The 16,270-nt window shown below is 47.4% G+C and carries 17 protein-coding genes; 8 read left to right on the top strand and 9 right to left on the bottom strand.

Annotation, left to right across the window (positions count from 1 at the left end; translation table 11 throughout):
- The first annotated feature begins 7 nt into the window (after window positions 1-7).
- The 4 genes from thrC (at window position 8) to F7D73_RS15725 (ending at window position 3,264) form a co-directional block, all read left to right on the top strand.
- The gene (thrC, locus tag F7D73_RS15740; protein WP_153126254.1) at window positions 8-1,309 is read left to right on the top strand and encodes a threonine synthase; all 1,302 of its coding nucleotides are present in this window, start codon (window positions 8-10) and stop codon (window positions 1,307-1,309) included.
- A gap of 64 nt (window positions 1,310-1,373) precedes the next feature.
- Window positions 1,374-2,069 carry a YhcH/YjgK/YiaL family protein gene (locus F7D73_RS15735; RefSeq protein ID WP_228117773.1) on the top strand — a complete coding sequence of 232 codons (696 nt, stop codon included), beginning with the start codon at window positions 1,374-1,376 and terminating at the stop codon, window positions 2,067-2,069.
- 25 nt (window positions 2,070-2,094) lie between these two features.
- Window positions 2,095-3,051 (top strand): D-2-hydroxyacid dehydrogenase, encoded by a 957-nt coding sequence (locus F7D73_RS15730; RefSeq protein ID WP_153126253.1) that lies wholly within the window; start codon window positions 2,095-2,097, stop codon window positions 3,049-3,051.
- Window positions 3,052-3,066: 15 nt separating this feature from the next.
- Window positions 3,067-3,264, top strand: a complete 198-nt coding sequence (locus tag F7D73_RS15725) for a hypothetical protein (RefSeq protein WP_153126251.1) — start codon at window positions 3,067-3,069, stop codon at window positions 3,262-3,264.
- Between the two features lie 40 nt (window positions 3,265-3,304).
- Here F7D73_RS15725 and F7D73_RS15720 read toward each other — a convergent pair whose 3' ends face one another.
- Window positions 3,305-4,327, bottom strand: coding sequence for an iron ABC transporter permease (locus F7D73_RS15720; protein ID WP_153126249.1), 1,023 nt, complete (start codon window positions 4,325-4,327; stop codon window positions 3,305-3,307).
- A gap of 39 nt (window positions 4,328-4,366) precedes the next feature.
- Window positions 4,367-5,737, bottom strand: a complete 1,371-nt coding sequence (locus F7D73_RS15715) for an ABC transporter substrate-binding protein (protein ID WP_153126247.1) — start codon at window positions 5,735-5,737, stop codon at window positions 4,367-4,369.
- A 515-nt stretch (window positions 5,738-6,252) separates the two neighbouring features.
- Here F7D73_RS15715 and F7D73_RS16445 point away from each other — a divergent pair.
- On the top strand, window positions 6,253-6,534 hold the full coding sequence (locus tag F7D73_RS16445) for an Abi family protein (protein WP_262884892.1): 282 nt from the start codon (window positions 6,253-6,255) through the stop codon (window positions 6,532-6,534).
- A 68-nt stretch (window positions 6,535-6,602) separates the two neighbouring features.
- On the opposite strand, the gene F7D73_RS15700 is transcribed toward F7D73_RS16445, so the two are convergent.
- From F7D73_RS15700 to F7D73_RS15675, 6 genes are all read right to left on the bottom strand, one after another.
- The gene (locus tag F7D73_RS15700; RefSeq protein WP_153126245.1) at window positions 6,603-7,151 is read right to left on the bottom strand and encodes a hypothetical protein; all 549 of its coding nucleotides are present in this window, start codon (window positions 7,149-7,151) and stop codon (window positions 6,603-6,605) included.
- Window positions 7,152-7,232: 81 nt separating this feature from the next.
- Window positions 7,233-8,246, bottom strand: a complete 1,014-nt coding sequence (locus tag F7D73_RS15695; protein WP_118139948.1) for a CHC2 zinc finger domain-containing protein — start codon at window positions 8,244-8,246, stop codon at window positions 7,233-7,235.
- Window positions 8,247-8,276: 30 nt separating this feature from the next.
- Window positions 8,277-9,809 carry a hypothetical protein gene (locus F7D73_RS15690; protein ID WP_153126243.1) on the bottom strand — a complete coding sequence of 511 codons (1,533 nt, stop codon included), beginning with the start codon at window positions 9,807-9,809 and terminating at the stop codon, window positions 8,277-8,279.
- A gap of 229 nt (window positions 9,810-10,038) precedes the next feature.
- The gene (locus F7D73_RS15685) at window positions 10,039-10,665 is read right to left on the bottom strand and encodes a hypothetical protein (protein ID WP_153126241.1); all 627 of its coding nucleotides are present in this window, start codon (window positions 10,663-10,665) and stop codon (window positions 10,039-10,041) included.
- Window positions 10,666-10,795: 130 nt separating this feature from the next.
- Window positions 10,796-11,818: a hypothetical protein gene (locus F7D73_RS15680; protein WP_153126239.1), complete on the bottom strand. Its 1,023-nt coding sequence runs from the start codon at window positions 11,816-11,818 to the stop codon at window positions 10,796-10,798.
- Window positions 11,805-12,812 carry a hypothetical protein gene (locus tag F7D73_RS15675; RefSeq protein WP_153126237.1) on the bottom strand — a complete coding sequence of 336 codons (1,008 nt, stop codon included), beginning with the start codon at window positions 12,810-12,812 and terminating at the stop codon, window positions 11,805-11,807. Before F7D73_RS15675 ends, F7D73_RS15680 begins: the two co-directional genes overlap by 14 nt.
- A gap of 778 nt (window positions 12,813-13,590) precedes the next feature.
- Between F7D73_RS15675 and F7D73_RS15670 the strand changes: the two genes are divergently transcribed.
- Together F7D73_RS15670 and F7D73_RS15665 are read left to right on the top strand one after the other, a co-directional pair.
- Window positions 13,591-13,683, top strand: coding sequence for a smalltalk protein (locus F7D73_RS15670; RefSeq protein ID WP_153117805.1), 93 nt, complete (start codon window positions 13,591-13,593; stop codon window positions 13,681-13,683).
- A gap of 38 nt (window positions 13,684-13,721) precedes the next feature.
- On the top strand, window positions 13,722-14,312 hold the full coding sequence (locus F7D73_RS15665) for a DNA-binding protein (RefSeq protein WP_194256942.1): 591 nt from the start codon (window positions 13,722-13,724) through the stop codon (window positions 14,310-14,312).
- Between the two features lie 527 nt (window positions 14,313-14,839).
- Here F7D73_RS15665 and F7D73_RS15660 read toward each other — a convergent pair.
- Window positions 14,840-15,124: a hypothetical protein gene (locus F7D73_RS15660; RefSeq protein WP_153126235.1), complete on the bottom strand. Its 285-nt coding sequence runs from the start codon at window positions 15,122-15,124 to the stop codon at window positions 14,840-14,842.
- A gap of 475 nt (window positions 15,125-15,599) precedes the next feature.
- On the opposite strand from F7D73_RS15660, the gene F7D73_RS15655 reads away from it, so the two are divergent.
- Window positions 15,600-16,270 (top strand): phage integrase SAM-like domain and Arm DNA-binding domain-containing protein (locus F7D73_RS15655; protein WP_194256802.1); only part of this gene is annotated, 671 nt, incomplete at its 3' end.

Below are 16,270 nucleotides of genomic sequence, written 5' to 3'. Positions count from 1 at the left end.
GTAAAAAATGAAATATTATTCAACAAATAAGAAAGCACCCATCGCCGATCTTCACAAGGCGGTAGTTAAAGGTTTGGCAGAAGACCGTGGTCTCTATATGCCGGAAATCATCAAGAAGCTGCCACAGGACTTCTTCGACAACATCGAGAAACTGAGTTTCCAGGAGATTGCCTACAAGGTAGCTGATGCCTTCTTCGGTGAGGACGTTGATGCCGAGTCATTGAAGAAGATTGTATACGATACCCTGGCATTCGACTGCCCTGTAGTTGAGGTAGAGCCTAACATCTATTCTCTCGAGCTGTTCCATGGTCCTACCCTCGCCTTCAAGGATGTGGGTGCGCGCTTCATGGCACGTCTCCTGCAGTACTTCGTGCGTCAGGAGGGCAAGGAAGAGGTGAATGTACTCGTAGCTACATCGGGCGATACCGGTTCGGCTGTTGCCAACGGTTTCCTCGGCGTTGACGGCATCCACGTCTACGTGCTCTATCCTAAGGGCAAGGTCAGCAAGATTCAGGAGAGCCAGTTCACTACCCTCGGTCAGAACATCACAGCCCTCGAGGTGGATGGCGTGTTCGATGACTGCCAGGCGCTGGTAAAGTCTGCGTTCATGGACGAGGAGCTCAACAAGCACATGAAGCTTACCTCAGCCAACTCTATCAACGTGGCCCGCTTCCTGCCTCAGGCTTTCTATTATTTCAACGCCTATGCCCGCATGAAGGAGAAGGGCCTCGCCGACAAGCTGGTCATCTGCGTGCCTAGCGGCAACTTCGGCAACATCACAGCCGGACTCTTCGGTCATGAGATGGGATTGCCTATCCACCGCTTCATCGCTGCCAACAACGCCAACGACATCTTCTACGAGTATCTGCAGACTGGCAAGTACAATCCACAGCCTAGCAAGCAGACCATCGCCAATGCCATGGACGTAGGCGACCCATCAAACTTTGCCCGCATCTACGACCTCTACAAGGGCAATCACGATGCCATCGCAGCCTACATCGGTGGTGCTACATACAAGGACGAGCAGATTGCCGAGACCATGAAGCAGTGCTACAATGAAACCAAGTATGTACTTGACCCTCACGGAGCTTGCGGTTATCGCGCTCTGAAGGAACAGTTGAAGCCAGGCGAGGTTGGCGTCTTCCTGGAGACCGCTCATCCAGCCAAGTTCAAGGAGAAGGTAGACAGCATCCTGGAGAGCGACATCGAGATTCCAGCCCGTCTTGCAGAATTCATGAAGGGCGAGAAGAAGAGCATCCAGATGACCAAGGACTTCGATGCCTTCAAGAACTTCCTGATGAACGAATAGTTTTTCAGAGCTATGGTTCTTCAGAGCAAGAAGAACCAATAGTTTTTCAGACAAATCAGAAAAAATGAAGAAAATAATCATGGGCATTGCCCTATTATCCAGTACCTTTTTGGCAGCACAGGCACAGTGCTGCCAGAAAGGTTTTTGCCATTCTGAGCAGGCTTCCAGCAAGGACTGCTGCGCTCAGGAAGGCCTTTACACTACATCCTATGCCGACAATCCCAAACTGGTGAAGAAGGCAGAGAAATGGGCCAAGAAGGGAGCCTGGCGAAACGGATTCACCAAGGCAAACCCTCACGCCAGTGTCAACCTGGTAGACTTCTACCAGCAGTATCAGAAGAATCCCAAGCAGTGGAAGGCGCTCTTCGAATACATCGCCAAGACCGATCTCCTGACGATTCCAAAGGGCAAGCATCAGATTCCGGGATCCGACCTCACCGTCAGCGTAGAAGACAGCGAGAACGGACCGCTGGAGAAGCGACAGAGCGAGAGCCACTACAAGCACATCGACTTCCAGTATGTCGTGAAGGGCGTGGAACGGTTCGGCATCATTGACCACCTTACCAGCAAGCCCAACTGCAAGTATCGTCCGGACGTGATCCATTATGATTACGACAAGTCGAAGGCTCGTTTCTACGACAGCAATCCCAACGAGTTCTTTATCTTCTTCCCCAACGATTGGCACATTGCCAAGATCAACAACGATTCCAACGACCAGTCTATTCGTGTAATCGTGATAAAGGTAGATTACGTAGAGTAAATAAATCATTAACGAGATAAAAATTATGAAGATTGTCATATTAGACGGCTATGCCGCAAACCCGGGAGATTTGGATTATCATCTTCTGGAGCAGCTGGGCGAGGTAGTGGTTTATCCACGCACTTCAGACGCCGAGAAAGTGGAACGCGCCAAGGATGCCGACATCGTCCTCCTGAACAAGGTGCAGATGGATGCAGAAACGCTGGCACAGCTCCCCAATCTGAAATACATCGGCATTCAGGCTACGGGCTTCAACGTGGTAGACATCAAGGCTGCCAAGGAGCTAGGCATCATCGTGACCAACATTCCTGCCTACAGCACGGACAGTGTGGCTCAGATGACCTTCGCCCTCATCCTTGCCGTAACCAACCGCGTAGAGCATTATGCTCAGGAGAACCGCAACGAGCGCTGGGCATACAACAAGGATTTCTGCTATTGGGACACCCCATTGATGGAGCTTGCCGGCAAGACCCTGGGCATCATGGGCTTGGGCAATATCGGCATGAAGGTAGCCTGCATCGCCCGACAGTTTGGCATGAACATCTGTGCCTTCACCAGCAAGAGTGCCAGCTCATTGCCTGAGTGGATTCAGAAGATGAGCAAGGAGGGATTGCTTGCCACGAGCGACATCCTTTCTCTTCATTGTCCGCTGAATGATGACACCTATCATTTCATCAATGCCGAGAGTCTGGAGAAGATGAAGGATACCGCCATCCTGGTGAACACGGGTCGTGGTCCGCTGGTAGATGAGGAAGCCGTAGCCACCGCTCTTCACGAAGGCAGTCTTGCTGCCTACTGTGCAGACGTGATGACCGAGGAGCCACCATCAAAGGACAATCCTCTCTGGAACGAGCCTAATGCCTACCTCACCCCTCACATTGCCTGGGCCACCTACGAGGCTCGCAAGCGCCTGAACAAGCAGGTAGCCGCCAACGTCAAGGCATTCCTCGAAGGCAATCCGATTAATGTGGTGAATAAGTAAGGTTCTGATAACATCATGGCAAAAAAAATAGACGGAGATAACTTCGATGATGATTTTGAATGGGATAGAATACCTGCAGGATGGGGACCTATCAACGAAGAAGAAGCCATAGCCCGTATAGAGGACATAGAAGCCGACATAGAGCAAAATGGTCTCATTGACGAAGAGGATATGATAGAGCATCTTAAAGCAAAGGGATTATGGCTTATATAAAACCATCTAAGCCATTTAACTTTAGTTTTAAGATGTTCTATCATTTCTTTTTCACCAAAATATAGATGATGACGGGGGCACCGAACAATGGGGTGACGGCATTCAGGGGGATGATGCCACCGCCCGAAGGGAGGGTGCAGAAGAGATTGCAGAGAAGGGCAAGGACTGAACCCAACAGCATCGTGACGGGCAACAGCCGGCGATGATTCTCCGTACCGATGAGGAGACGGGCGATGTGGGGAGTGGCCAGGCCGATGAAGGCAATGGGACCGCAGAAGGCGGTAACCACTGCCGTGAGAAAGCCCGTGATGAGGAGCAGAATGATGCGCAGACGTCTGATGTTGAAACCCAGATTGCCGGCATACTGATCACCTAACAGCATGGCATTCAATGGTTTGACAAGGAGCAGAGAGGCAATGAGGGCGATGAGGGCAAGCGGAATGAACCATAATACCTGCGCTGCCGAAACATTGCCAAAGCTTCCCATACCCCAGACCATATACGATTTCACGCCCTCTGCCGTGCTGAAGAAATTGAGCAGTGAGATGGCGCTGCTGGCAAGATAGCCCACCATCAGTCCGATGATGAGCAACACCGTATGACTGCGCACGATGGCAGAAAAGAAGGTGATGACAGCCATTACGAGCATCGCTCCCACGAAGGCTGCGATGAGAATGGCGAGAAAACCACCGATGGCATAGTTGCCGGCATCGCCCACGAAATCGCCCAGGGCGATGTTGCCGCCAAAGGCAAGCATCACGATGGCAACAGCCAGTCCGGCTCCGCTGCTGATACCGAAGACATCAGGACCAGCCAGGGGGTTGCGGAAGGCAGTTTGCAGCAGCAAGCCGCTCGTGGCGAGGGCTGCGCCCGAAAGGAGGGCGGTAATAGCCGCAGGCAAGCGCGATTCCATTACGATATAGCGGAAGCTGTCAGCTTCATCTCCCTGATTTCCAGCGAGTATAGCCACCACGTCCTGCCACGGAATGCTTACGCTACCCCATGCCAGGTTGGCAAAAAACAGTATGATAATGGCGATAGCCCCTAAAACGATGGTTTTCATTCACTAAAACTATTTCTTGTAAAATCTCTGATTAAAGCCCTATTTCTTATAAAATCTCAATTTGCCGAACCGCTCGCCATGAGCCAGGATGATAAACTCTCTGAGCAGCAGCTCGGGATGGAAGCTCGTAAGCTCGAAATAAGGTACCGTGGAGGTATCTACCTGATAGATATTGCCCCGGTTGAAGGCGGCAAGAGCCTTGTAACCGTCATACTCCTGCAGCAGCTGAACCTGCGACAAAGGAGCACCTCCGAAGTATTTGAATGCCCATACATCCACCTGGCTTCCCTTCGCCAGAATCTGCTCCGGACTCATCGGCAGACTTCCGCTGTGCTGATCATCCGAGAAGATATAACGGGCGTTGGCATCCTTCAGGAGAATGCCGATAGTGCTCTGTCCACCAGGCACATACCATACATTGCCCGTTTTTCTTTCGGTCAATATCGAAAGTCCCTTAGGCAGCTTTCCAGCCTCAGCCTTCAACTTCAGATATTCCTTCTCTATCTGAGCAAAAAGAGAATCAGCCCTTAATTCGCAAGATGCAGAAAGAGTAGCCTCTGATGCTTTTCCGGCAGCAGCCCCTGATGCTTTTCCGGCAGTAGCCTCTGATGCTTTTCCGGCAGCAGTTATTGAGGCTTCTACAGCAGCAGTAGTTGAAATATTCTTGTCTTTTCCAAAGAGCATGCCATAGAATCTCATCCATTCCGCCCTTCCCAGTGGCGAAGACTCCATATAGTCAGCAGCTTCGATGATGGGGATATGCAGCTTGTCGAGCTTGCCATATCCTCCGCTGTTCTCGAAGGGCGAAACGAGGATAGCTTCGGGTTTCAGGGCGATAATGCGCTCGATATCGGGCGCCATGCTCGAACCGCAATCCACGATGGAATTTCCTGCAGAAGCATTTCCGGAAGAAGCCTTCCCTGCAGAAGCAGCCCTCTTCCTGACATCCGAAATATTGATGTAATTGAGGTCGCAGACGCCACGGATAGCCTGCTGGCATCCCAGTTCGTACATCAGCTGGCAATGGGGAGCGATGAAAACGGCACTCCTCTCCACCGGTGTCCTCACGGTATCAGTAGTGCATCTCGCTCCCATGCTGCGCCTTTTAGCAAGCATCGCCACCGTCTTATCGCCCTCCTCTCCTTTCGGAATCAGGATGTAGCGATGCAGCAGCGTTCCCGCCTTCCACGGGTTGGCAACGATAGCCTCAGCATACTGATAATCAATGCCTTCTGCAGCATCGGAAGTCTCTTCCCCATCGCCATGCTTCACGATGGTGAGCAACTTGGCGTACTTCATCTCCAGGGTATCTCCAGCCTCCGCATCAGCAGCAGCCGTCTTTCCTCCCTGGCATGCCGCCATCAGCAGGGCCACCGTTGCCCCACACAAAAGAATATACAGTTTCTTCATAATCTTACAAAATATGTGTGCAAAGATACGAAGAAATCTCCATTTTCCGTTTGTTTTCTCGAATATTCTTTGTACTTTTGCCCTCAAATTTAACTAACGCTACAATTTAACCAGCCCATCCGCGTTATCGTGATCAAGGTAGATTATAAGGATTAAAAAGGGTAACTCGCTCTAATTGGGACTTTGATTGAATATCAAGAAGTTGGACGTTTGCCTACATAATATAGATAACAATATGAAAACGAGCGGACTTCTGCTCGTTTCTGTATTTTGCAATATGCAAAGAACGCCTCAATTCGAGGGCAAAGATACGACAATTTTCTAAATATCCAATGATTCACAATGAGATTTTTATGGAAATTAGAACTTTTTGCGTTAAATTCCTCTTTTTATAAGCAGATTTTCAAGAAAAAGTTTGGAGATTCCGACAAAAAAGCATATCTTTGCAGCAACAAATCCCACCACGCCTCTCAACGATGCGTACCACGGTGGGACTTCGCTTTTTATATGGGTATATGGAAGAAGACCAACTACATCATCTATACAAGTCGGGCAGTACATTTAAGCAAGCCATCAACCTTTATCTCTTTGATAAAGAACTCTGTCAACTTATATTCAAGGCAATCCAAGATATAGAGCATACCAACTGTCAGAATTCATACAAATGTGCTACGCAGAAAAGTAGCTGTAAGAGAGGTATTACATATCGCCCCGACGTAATCCACTACGACTACGACCGCCGGAAGGCCCGTTTCTTCGACAGTACCCCCCGGCGAGTTCTTCATCTTCTTCCCTAGAGACTGGCACATCGCCAAGGTGGCAAATGATGGTGAGATGTTACTCAAGGTGAGTCTCAAGGTATCCCTTACCCCATTTCCTCCTTCACTTCCACTACCACTTCGCCCTTACGAGCAATGACCTTCTTCACACGGTCGAAGAGCTGGAGGAAGAGTTCCTGGCTTCTGAGGACGAAGCCGGGAGCATGAGCCTCGCCGATGAGGATGCCGCCCTTGCGGAGAGGGAACGGACCGTTGCCCGGCTGAAGCATCGGACACGAAAGGGCATGAAGCTCATCCAGGCACCCGAACCTATGATGCTTGCGCTCCAGGCGGCAGCGCTCGCAGATTTCGGGGAGAGGAAGAGGCGAACAGCCCACCCCTGATGAAGCATCAGAAGAAGAGGAAGCCTCCTTCTTCACCGCCTCCAAGAACATCATCTTGCGGGCGAAACTGCGGCATTTAGCCACCACTACGCGATATTCACCAGGCTCCAGGCAGCCCCCCTCGCGCTCTACTGTATCGCAAATAGGCTCGTGGTCAACAACGCCACCCTTGCGATCTGTTATTTCCTGACTGAGGCGCCCCACTACGGCGCCACGAACTGTACGAAAACGATTTAATACTAATTTCATCATAACAAACAATAACCGATAAAAATAACAAACAAAATCTATCCAAAAAGCTATTGAGAAAACATTTGAAATTCACATTCACATTCACATTTTCTGAACGTAAGAGGACTGATAATAATCAGATAAATCCTTGCATCCTTCGGGCAACTGATGATACACCAACTGCGGAAACATCTCCTTCAATTTCATATAGAGACTAATGCCAGGCTTATCCTGATCTGGCCACATGTGAAGATTCCTTCCCGACAAGAGACTGCGACATTCTTCATTACAAAGTGTAGCACTAGGTATTGCTATCGCCTTATAACCCATAGACATAGCACTCCAACAGTCGGTACATCCCTCAGTAATAACCAAAGGTTCATTATCAGCTACTTGGGGCAAAATCTGCATCCCGTATACCATAGGTTTGCTACCAGGTGCAAATTTAAACCGGGGCTTCTCCTTAGATTTATCCCCCAGAAATCTGCTCTGTACCGTTAGCAATCTTCCATCCACCCCATAGTAAGGTATGAGCAGGGAAGGCCCATCAAAAAACTTACCACCAAAGCGATAGCCAGCGATAGAAAAATCTGTACTTACCACTCTGCACCAATAGATGTATTCGGGGCGCAGCTTTCGCTGTTCGAAAAGGAAATCCCTTGCAGTCTCGGTGAGTTTCTTTCCCTCAAGCATTCTCATGAGATAATCTACATCCGGCTGATGCTGGAATGGTCCTCTAAGGTTGATTCTGTCCGTATCGCATTCCGTTTTCTGCTGCCCGACCGTACCCCTTGCTGGCTGTCCGACCGTACCCCTTGCCGGCTGTCGGTCATTCCCCACAACAATACCGAAGTTTCTTCCCAACCATTGGCAGGCTTCGGTAAAAGAGAGATTCTCCCGCTTCATCACCAGGTCGATATTATCACCACCCCACCCGCATGCAAAGCAATGGCAAGTATTGGTTGATGGCCAGAAATGCAAGCTCGGATTAGAATCGTTATGACTGATACAGAGCGCATTGCGATGACGCAAGCCTATTCCCAAAGCATCAGCCACCTCCAGTATATTGATGCCTCTAAGTTTAGAGAGCGTGATTGAATCTATATATTCTGCCATATAATAATTGATTTTTTAATACGTGAAAATCTATTTATCAGGAATATCAACATCAGCTGCATGGGTAGTTTTCTGCTGCGTTTTTCTAAGCACTTTTTTGTTCTCACCCTTTTTAGGCTTTTCGAGCCATCCCCATCTGCGCCAGTTGCATACCATGTTGCGGGCAGGGGTCTTGAGCCCCTTCTGCGTCAGAAATTCCTCCAGGAACTGATAAGAAAATTCCTGCGGCAACTCGCTGAAATAGTCTACAGTATGATAAGGCTCTCCTTCGCCCTCGGCAGAAATCTGCTCGAAAGCCTTGCCCCATCGCTGCAACATATTACGTAAGATGTAGTCGGCACAAGCCAGATAGGTCTGCCTTACCAGTTTCCGGATTTCCTTCTCGCTCTTCTTCCCCTCAACCTTGTATAGCACTTGCATGAGGGCAGCGATGCGGAAGGCTGAAACCGAACTGCGCTTGTAGAAGACATCCATCGACTTGGACATGGTTTTCACCACCTGCTGGCGGCAGTCGTTACACCATTTTACCACCGTCTTGTAGAGCCAGCTCATATCTTCCTCTATCTCCTGATGGAATTTTCCATCTTCCTCATAGCACAAACCGAAGAGCTTATCCAACGTATTCTCCAGCTCATTACGCTGCGTATCGGTCAACGCCTGAAACTGAGGTGGATTGTCGCCCAGATGACTGATGAGCGGGCATAAAATAGTACGAGTAACCGAACCGCCCTCAATGGCAGCCTTGTTCATATATCTGCTCACCGCACTCTGAGTGCCGCAGAATACGAACGACAGCAAGGCATCTACCATGGCACTATAGCTGGTTTCGCTCATGAAATCCTGACCATAGACGCTGCCCAGATCGTATGCCGTCTTGATAACCTGCGAGAGGTCGGCAAACTGGCGCTTGGCAGAATGGACGATGGCAGAAATCTCATCGGCAAATTCGAAGAGCGTCTTCGGAGCACCATAAAGCTTGACGGCAGCATCGCATCGCTTGATAAACATGGTGAGCGATACGGTTTCGGGCAGGATGGTGATGTCGGTCTTCGGTTCGGGTGGCAGCTTGCCATCCTTCTTGCCCTGGCGTCGCTTCAGGGCAGCATACTCCTGCTCCTTGGCTCTCATTTCGCTGTCGCGCTCAATGAAAGGTTTCATCAGGGTACGCATGATGTATCTGGCAAACGACTTTCCGCTCGACTGCTCGCCCTCTACGATGACCTGCAGCACGATGGCCGATTTTTCTCCCTGATTATCATACACATACTGTATTCTGACACGTGTAAGATAAACGCTGAGCATGGCAGCAGCCACCACCAGCGTAGGATACTTGAGGTCAGAAGGCGAAGTGATCATCCATTCTCTGATGCCCGACGGATAATCCTTATCGGCAATCAGGTGATGCATGGGCATCTCTTCATTCTCTTCAGCCTGTTCAGCCAGCTTTGTTCCTTTCAACCCAGATGATACCATGTTATTGATTCCGCCCTTGGTATCCTCAGGCTTTGCCACTGGATTAGTCTGAGACGCTTCCTGTGGAGGTATTTTCTTTCCTTTTTCCATAATCACAATCATTGATTATTTCTGAATACAAAAGTAAGGAAAAAAAGCCTCCCCGGCAATAGGCGTCCTGCCGGTTCGCCTCCTACTAAGCCTCATCGCCGGCAACTAAGCCTTCCGCTAAGCCTCCAGCTTATCTGAAGGCATAAAAAAAAGCACTCTTTGCTTGCAAACGAAGCAAAAAGTGCTGATACTGTATTATTTCTAAAAAATCTTCTGTTCAGATATGTTTCTATTCATTTATATTATCACCCTCACTGACATAAGAAAGAACCAAACGGCGAACCACGGCATGAATGTCTTCATTAGGGAATTTCTGGCGATATTTCTCCGTAAGGTCTTCACAGAAATACATCTTGCTATCAACCATAGAAGAAGGAATATTTTGATGCATAAACACATCGTATGTTGCAACAGGCTTGCCATCCTTTGTGTCGACAGGCACAATATTCTCCTTATACCAACCTTGTCCAGATGCGGTAGGGAACAATCTATAATTGTCCTTATACTCCACTTCACCAGCGTTGCTCAGTATATACCCGTCAGTAGACTTATCGTCCTCAGGATTCACCGCATATAGCATATATGAAGCAGGAAGAAGCCTCGAGTATCTTTTTATGATAAACTGATATTTTTTGCTTCCTCCAAAAGGAGGGTTTGCCTTCAAATCCAGCTCTATATCCTCACGAATTTGTGGCGCATCCACCACAAACTCTACTTCGCCAGTATAATTGACGACAGTTTTCCATGACTGTGGATTTGGCTGAATAACTTCACCATTGTCATTGCTGTTGTCACACGCACAAAAAGCCAAGACTACCAACAGTAGCAAGACTGATTTTTTTACTAAATACTTCATATCCTAATTTGTTTATTAAACCTATTCTAATGTTAAACGTAGAATATGCCTAAATCTTGCTCTATTTTACGTTTTTAACATTCCATCTAAACTTGCCAACACTCACAAGAAGCAATCATTTCCCCGCTTCCTACTGCCCCTTACGATAGATGGCAACAAAACGCTTTGCGATATTGTTGAGTTTCTGCCGGGCGTTAGGATCACTTACATCATCAAAACTCCAGTTGGGAAATTCGCCACGCATCTTGGAGAAACGCTTGGAGATGGCACCGCCATTGGTCAGGTCGGAAGGCAATTTCAGCTGCTCCGTAAGATACTTGCAGAAAGATTTGCCATTATCAAATTTGCCTTCAAAATCTTTGATACTGGAGAGCGCCACCATAATCAGGGCATAGTCTTTCTTCAAAGGAATAACCTTCTCGTCTATCATCTTCTGCAAGGCTCGCTTTACTCTTTCTTCCTGGCTCAAGTCGCCCCATTTCTTCTCATTATCTTCTTCCGTTTTTTCCTGCCCGCCGTTTTCCTGATGCTCATCGTCTGTCACTTCCAATTCCAATGTCCTCTTCTGTTCAGGCTCGAATCCGTGCAGATATTCTTCATCATTGTTCTGGCGCATCAGTTCATTGATCTGAGATGAGACGAAGAAACCATCCTCGCCATAATAACCGATTTTGGCTGCCAGCTGTTCAACCACATCCCGGTTCTTCTCCAGCGATTCCAGGCATCGGTTAGAAAACTCATAAGCTACGTAACCTCTCCATTGCCCCATAATCATTACCGAAAATTGAGACAATTTCGACTCCAAAGGCATCATCTGAAGTATCACAGCTGCCATATACAGGATGACAAATACGATTCTCTGCCGCTCGTCCTGAGCTGTAGCATACTCATCCTCGTCAACATAGTTTTTCTCATATTGCCCTATTCCTTCCACAAAGGCAAGGCGGCTCTCGGTATCGGTATGCGAAAACATCATTTTGTCTACGATGCAGAATACCTCATAAAAAACATCCTCGCATGAACATCTGGACGTAGGAAACCAAGTCTTGTCATTGAAAATATCATGGGAGATGGCTTGGAAAGCCTGATAAACCAGATACTGCGAGAAAGATTTATCTACCATCTGCCTGGTCTTCATCTTAAATAACTTCATCGCCGTAACCCTTTAAATCATCAAGAATAATATCAAGAGAATTGATCAAGGCAAACTGAGAATTCCCATGGCAATCACAACAGACAGCCTCTCCTATAACCAGGGCAGAAATCTCTGCATCAGATATTTTCACCTTGGTCCGTTTCAGCGAACGGGAAGAGGTACACGGACCTTTCCAATAGTATACCTTGATGCCGTAATCTTCTTTACTGCACAGGTTCACCAACATGGCAATGTCTCTGTTTGCCTTGTCCAAGCGCAACTGCTCACCAGGATCAGTTTCATATCTGGCATGAAACTTACGTGCATTGATGCACTCCATGAAGGAATGCTGCATCTGTAATTGCTTGACAAAGGAATATGGCGCATCGCTAAGGGTCTGATGGCGAGGAAATGAAAACACCACAGCCTTTGGCTTATAGCCAGCCTTGATTCTTTCTGCCACGGCATCAAAGAAATCACCAGGTGGCAACTTGGCAGAAATCACCATATTCCAGCCATATTGATTCGCCACTCTATTGATATTATCCCGCAGAAGAGCCACCACCTTGTCCTGTCCTTTTTTGCCCCCGAAGATTGTAGATTCTTCCACAAAAAGGAAACCTTTGTTGGGGCGATTATCAATAATCACCTTGCAGAAAGGCTGGTTGTGAATTTCATTCTCAGTAAAGTTACTCCAATAGAATTCCTTCTTGTCTGCACATACGTCCAGCACAGCTACTCCCTCTCGAAATCCCAATATTCGATTGTCGTGGATGATGGCATCAGCATTCTTCTTTGATTCCACCAAAGTCATTTTCTTGCTTTCCAGCAAACTGTCCATTACCTTCTCGAAACCAGTCTGACACTCCTGATATTTTTCAGGCGATGGCATTTCGGGAAATTCCAAGGGTAGAGTACCCTCGATACTTGAAAGATTCCGGCTTTTGCAGAAATCAAACTTGAAGACAACGTAAGAAGTCTTTTCGGTGCTGTTTTTGGTTCGTCCAGTCATTAGCTTCGGGTTTAAATTATACCATGAAAGTTATTTTTCATAGCAACTACAAAAGTAATACTTTTTTCCCGAATAAACAAATAAATTCTAAATTATTTTTTATCAAATTGTCTTTTTTTCATAAAACCTTCAAAACAAAATGTGAATGTGAATGTGAATTTGAAATGTAAGTCAATGTATCGGGTTGTTCCATCCATTCCTTTTATAGGATATTGTGAATGAAATTCAGTCCCCGCGCGCGTACCTTATTATATATATAATATTAACCTATTATAATGGCTACTATTACTTAAACACGATTATACGCTTCTCCTTCAGGTAACATTGAAAAACATTTCAAATTCACATTCACATTCACATTTTTGCCTTTCCTCCTATCAACCAGCTAACCCACATAGCAAGTAACTGTGCGCCCGATGCCCCTAAAACTGCGTCCCGACGCAGCCGAGGTTACGTCCCGATGCAGCGGGCGATACGTCGGGATGCAGTTGGCGGCACGTCGCCACGAAAAGGGGGATGAGAGGGGGATGCACGGGATTCTTGACAAGGATGCACGGGATTCTTGACAAGGATGCACGGGATTCGGGACAACTATTGCATTTTGGCGATTTTTTTTGTATCTTTGCACTGTGTTAGAAGAAATGCTGCACTGCCATTCATCAAGAACGGCAAATGGGAAATTAACCACTAAAAAACGGAGAGGGAAAACGACAGGGGTGCACACCTGCCCTATCTCTTTCTAAATGTTGAACCACTAAAAAAGAAAGGAAAAAAGAAAATGAAAAAGGAAGTTTGGAAAACTATCTTGCAGATGCTCATCGCAGTACTCACCGCCATCGGCACTACCCTCGGCGTTACCAGCTGCATGTAGACTGATTTGTTTAACCATTTAAAAAAACTATTTGGATTATGGGAATTAAAGTAAAAGCTATCGAGCGCAACGTGGCGTTCGAAAAAGGAAAGCAGAAGTGGGCGTTCGTCATGCAGGCTGACCTCTACAGCCAGCTGAACGCAAGTAAGGTAATCGAGGAAGCTGCCATCCGAAGCGGTCTTCCTAAGGCAGTGATTAATGCCGGATGGACTGCCATCGGCGACGTGATAGCTGCCTGGGCCACCGAGGGCCACAGCGTGGCTGTGCCAGGACTGGGTAGCCTCCGTTTCGGTCTCAACTCTACTGCCGTGGAGGATGTGAACAAGGTGAGCGCCAACCTCATCACCCGCCGTTACATCATCTTCGTGCCTAACACCGAGATCAAGAAGGAACTGGAGGAGACTTCCGTCAGCATCACCTGCTACGACCGAAACGGTAAGGTGGTGAAGCAGGTTACCTCTACCGACAAGCCTTCGGGCGACGACAACCCTGGCGGTGGCGGTTCTGACGGAACCGGAAGCAATACCGAAGGCGGTGGTGGAAACACCGAAGGCGGTGGCGGAAATACTGAAGGCGGTGGCGGAAACACCGAAGGCGGTGGCACCGATAGCGGAGACGTAGGTCTCTAAACAGCTCCCCTAAAAGAGGAAGAATCTAACAGGGGAGAATCCTAAAAGAGGAAGAATCTAACAGAGAAAAACTCTAAAAGAGGAAGAATCTAACAGAGAAAAAACTCTAAAAGAGGAAGAATCTAACAGGGGAGAATCCTAAAAAGAAGAAGGGCGGCATGCCCGAGGCATACCTTTTACAGTATACCTTGGTCATGTACACCCTTTTGTATCCTTGCACCTTTCTTTCTGCCTAAATTAAACTAATCTACCATGCAACGGGTTCCTGCGCATCACTGCGCAAGAAAAAACCTAAAACCTAACACCAAAAAATGGCGTTAAATAAAACCTATGTTTCCTGCGCATCCCTGCGCAGGTTGAATTTATGGGGCACTTAAAAACAAGTGCTTTGACATAACAACATAAATCCCCCAGCGCATCCCTGCGCCGGAAAAACGTCTGACTTAAATTATTTACTGTTGCACAACGCCGTGTGCATAACCCAAAATATGACAGGTCAGTAAGACCAGTCAACCTAATAACTCATTCTATAATAATGTCACGAAATCAGCGGCGATATCCACCAGCTTCTTGCGACGAGCCACACCGATGATGTAGTGCGCCTCCTTGGCTGAGCAATGGAAATGCTTCTTGATGCCAGTCACAAGTTCCTGCTTGGTGATGGAATCCACACCCTTAGGAAATGACTTTCTAACCGCCTTTTCTATATCGCTCATCTTGTACTCCATATGTCGTTTATGGTAGTAGGAAGATACTGTGACTGCGAAGACAATCACCAGCACGATGATAGTGAACAATACTGTCTGATTCATGATCTTAAATTCTATACGTTTTTACGGTTTATCCAAATTATTGTATTCTCTCTACCGCCTGAGTCCTCGCTCCCGTCCGGGGGCAATCATCCCAATGCGATAGGCGCCCGCGATAGCTGCTATCTCGAAACGCACCGCAAATATAGCAAAAATATTCCAATGTTGTTCAAAAAATCCCGATTATTTTTAGTTTTTGCATAAAAAGAACGCCTAAAAAGGCAAAAAATAGCAAAATAGAGCATTTGTTTTGAGTTTCAAGTGGTTGTGGCAGTCTTTGGCTTTAGTTGTCAGTGACAAGGAAATGAGGAAAAAGCAGATTAGAGAAGTAGAAACGCTTTCAAATCATTACCTCGCAGAAACGCCCTAATAAGCATTTTTAACGGTGGCGGTTCATATTTCTCCATTCTGCGTAAGTTTTGGTTTTGCCATGCAACTCTCATAGTTTAATTTTGCACCGAACAAAAAAGTAAGAATTATGAGATGCACTTTCAAGACAGTCTTCTATGTAAATGGAAGCAAGGAGAGAAATGGAATTGTCCCAATCATGGGGCGAGTGACAATCAACGGAACTATCGCACAGTTCAGTTGCAAGCAGAGCGTGACCAAGGCAATCTGGGATGCCAAGGGCAACAGAGCCATTGGCAAGAGCAAGGAAGCCAAGGAGGTGAACTTTGCGCTTGACAACATCAAGGCTCAAATCGCCAAGCATTACCAGCGACTTTCCGACCGTGAGGCGTTCGTTACCGCTGAAATGGTGAGAAATGCCTACCAAGGCATAGGCACGGAGTATGAGACCTTGCTCAGAGCCTTTGACAAGGAGAACGCTGCTTTTGCCAAGCGTGTAGGCAAGGACAGAGCCAAGAACACCTACCGCAAGTATCTGACGGTAAGAAAGTACGTTGCCGAGTTTATTAAGTATCAGTACAAGCGCAGCGATATGTCCATGAATGAGCTTACCGAGGAGTTCATCCGTGACTATTGCCTGTATTTGAAGAATGTTGTCGGACTAGCGCAGTCCTCCATTTGGATTTACTCCATACCACTGAAACATATCGTAACGGCAGCCCACTACAACGGCAAGATACCGAGAAATCCATTTGCCATGTACCACGTTGACCCAGACCACAAGGAACGTGAGTTCTTGAC

Source organism: Segatella copri (genome assembly GCF_009494395.1).
Taxonomy (GTDB): domain Bacteria; phylum Bacteroidota; class Bacteroidia; order Bacteroidales; family Bacteroidaceae; genus Prevotella.
The sequence above is the reverse complement of the archived record's forward strand: the minus strand, read 5'-3'. Positions and strand labels throughout refer to the sequence as shown.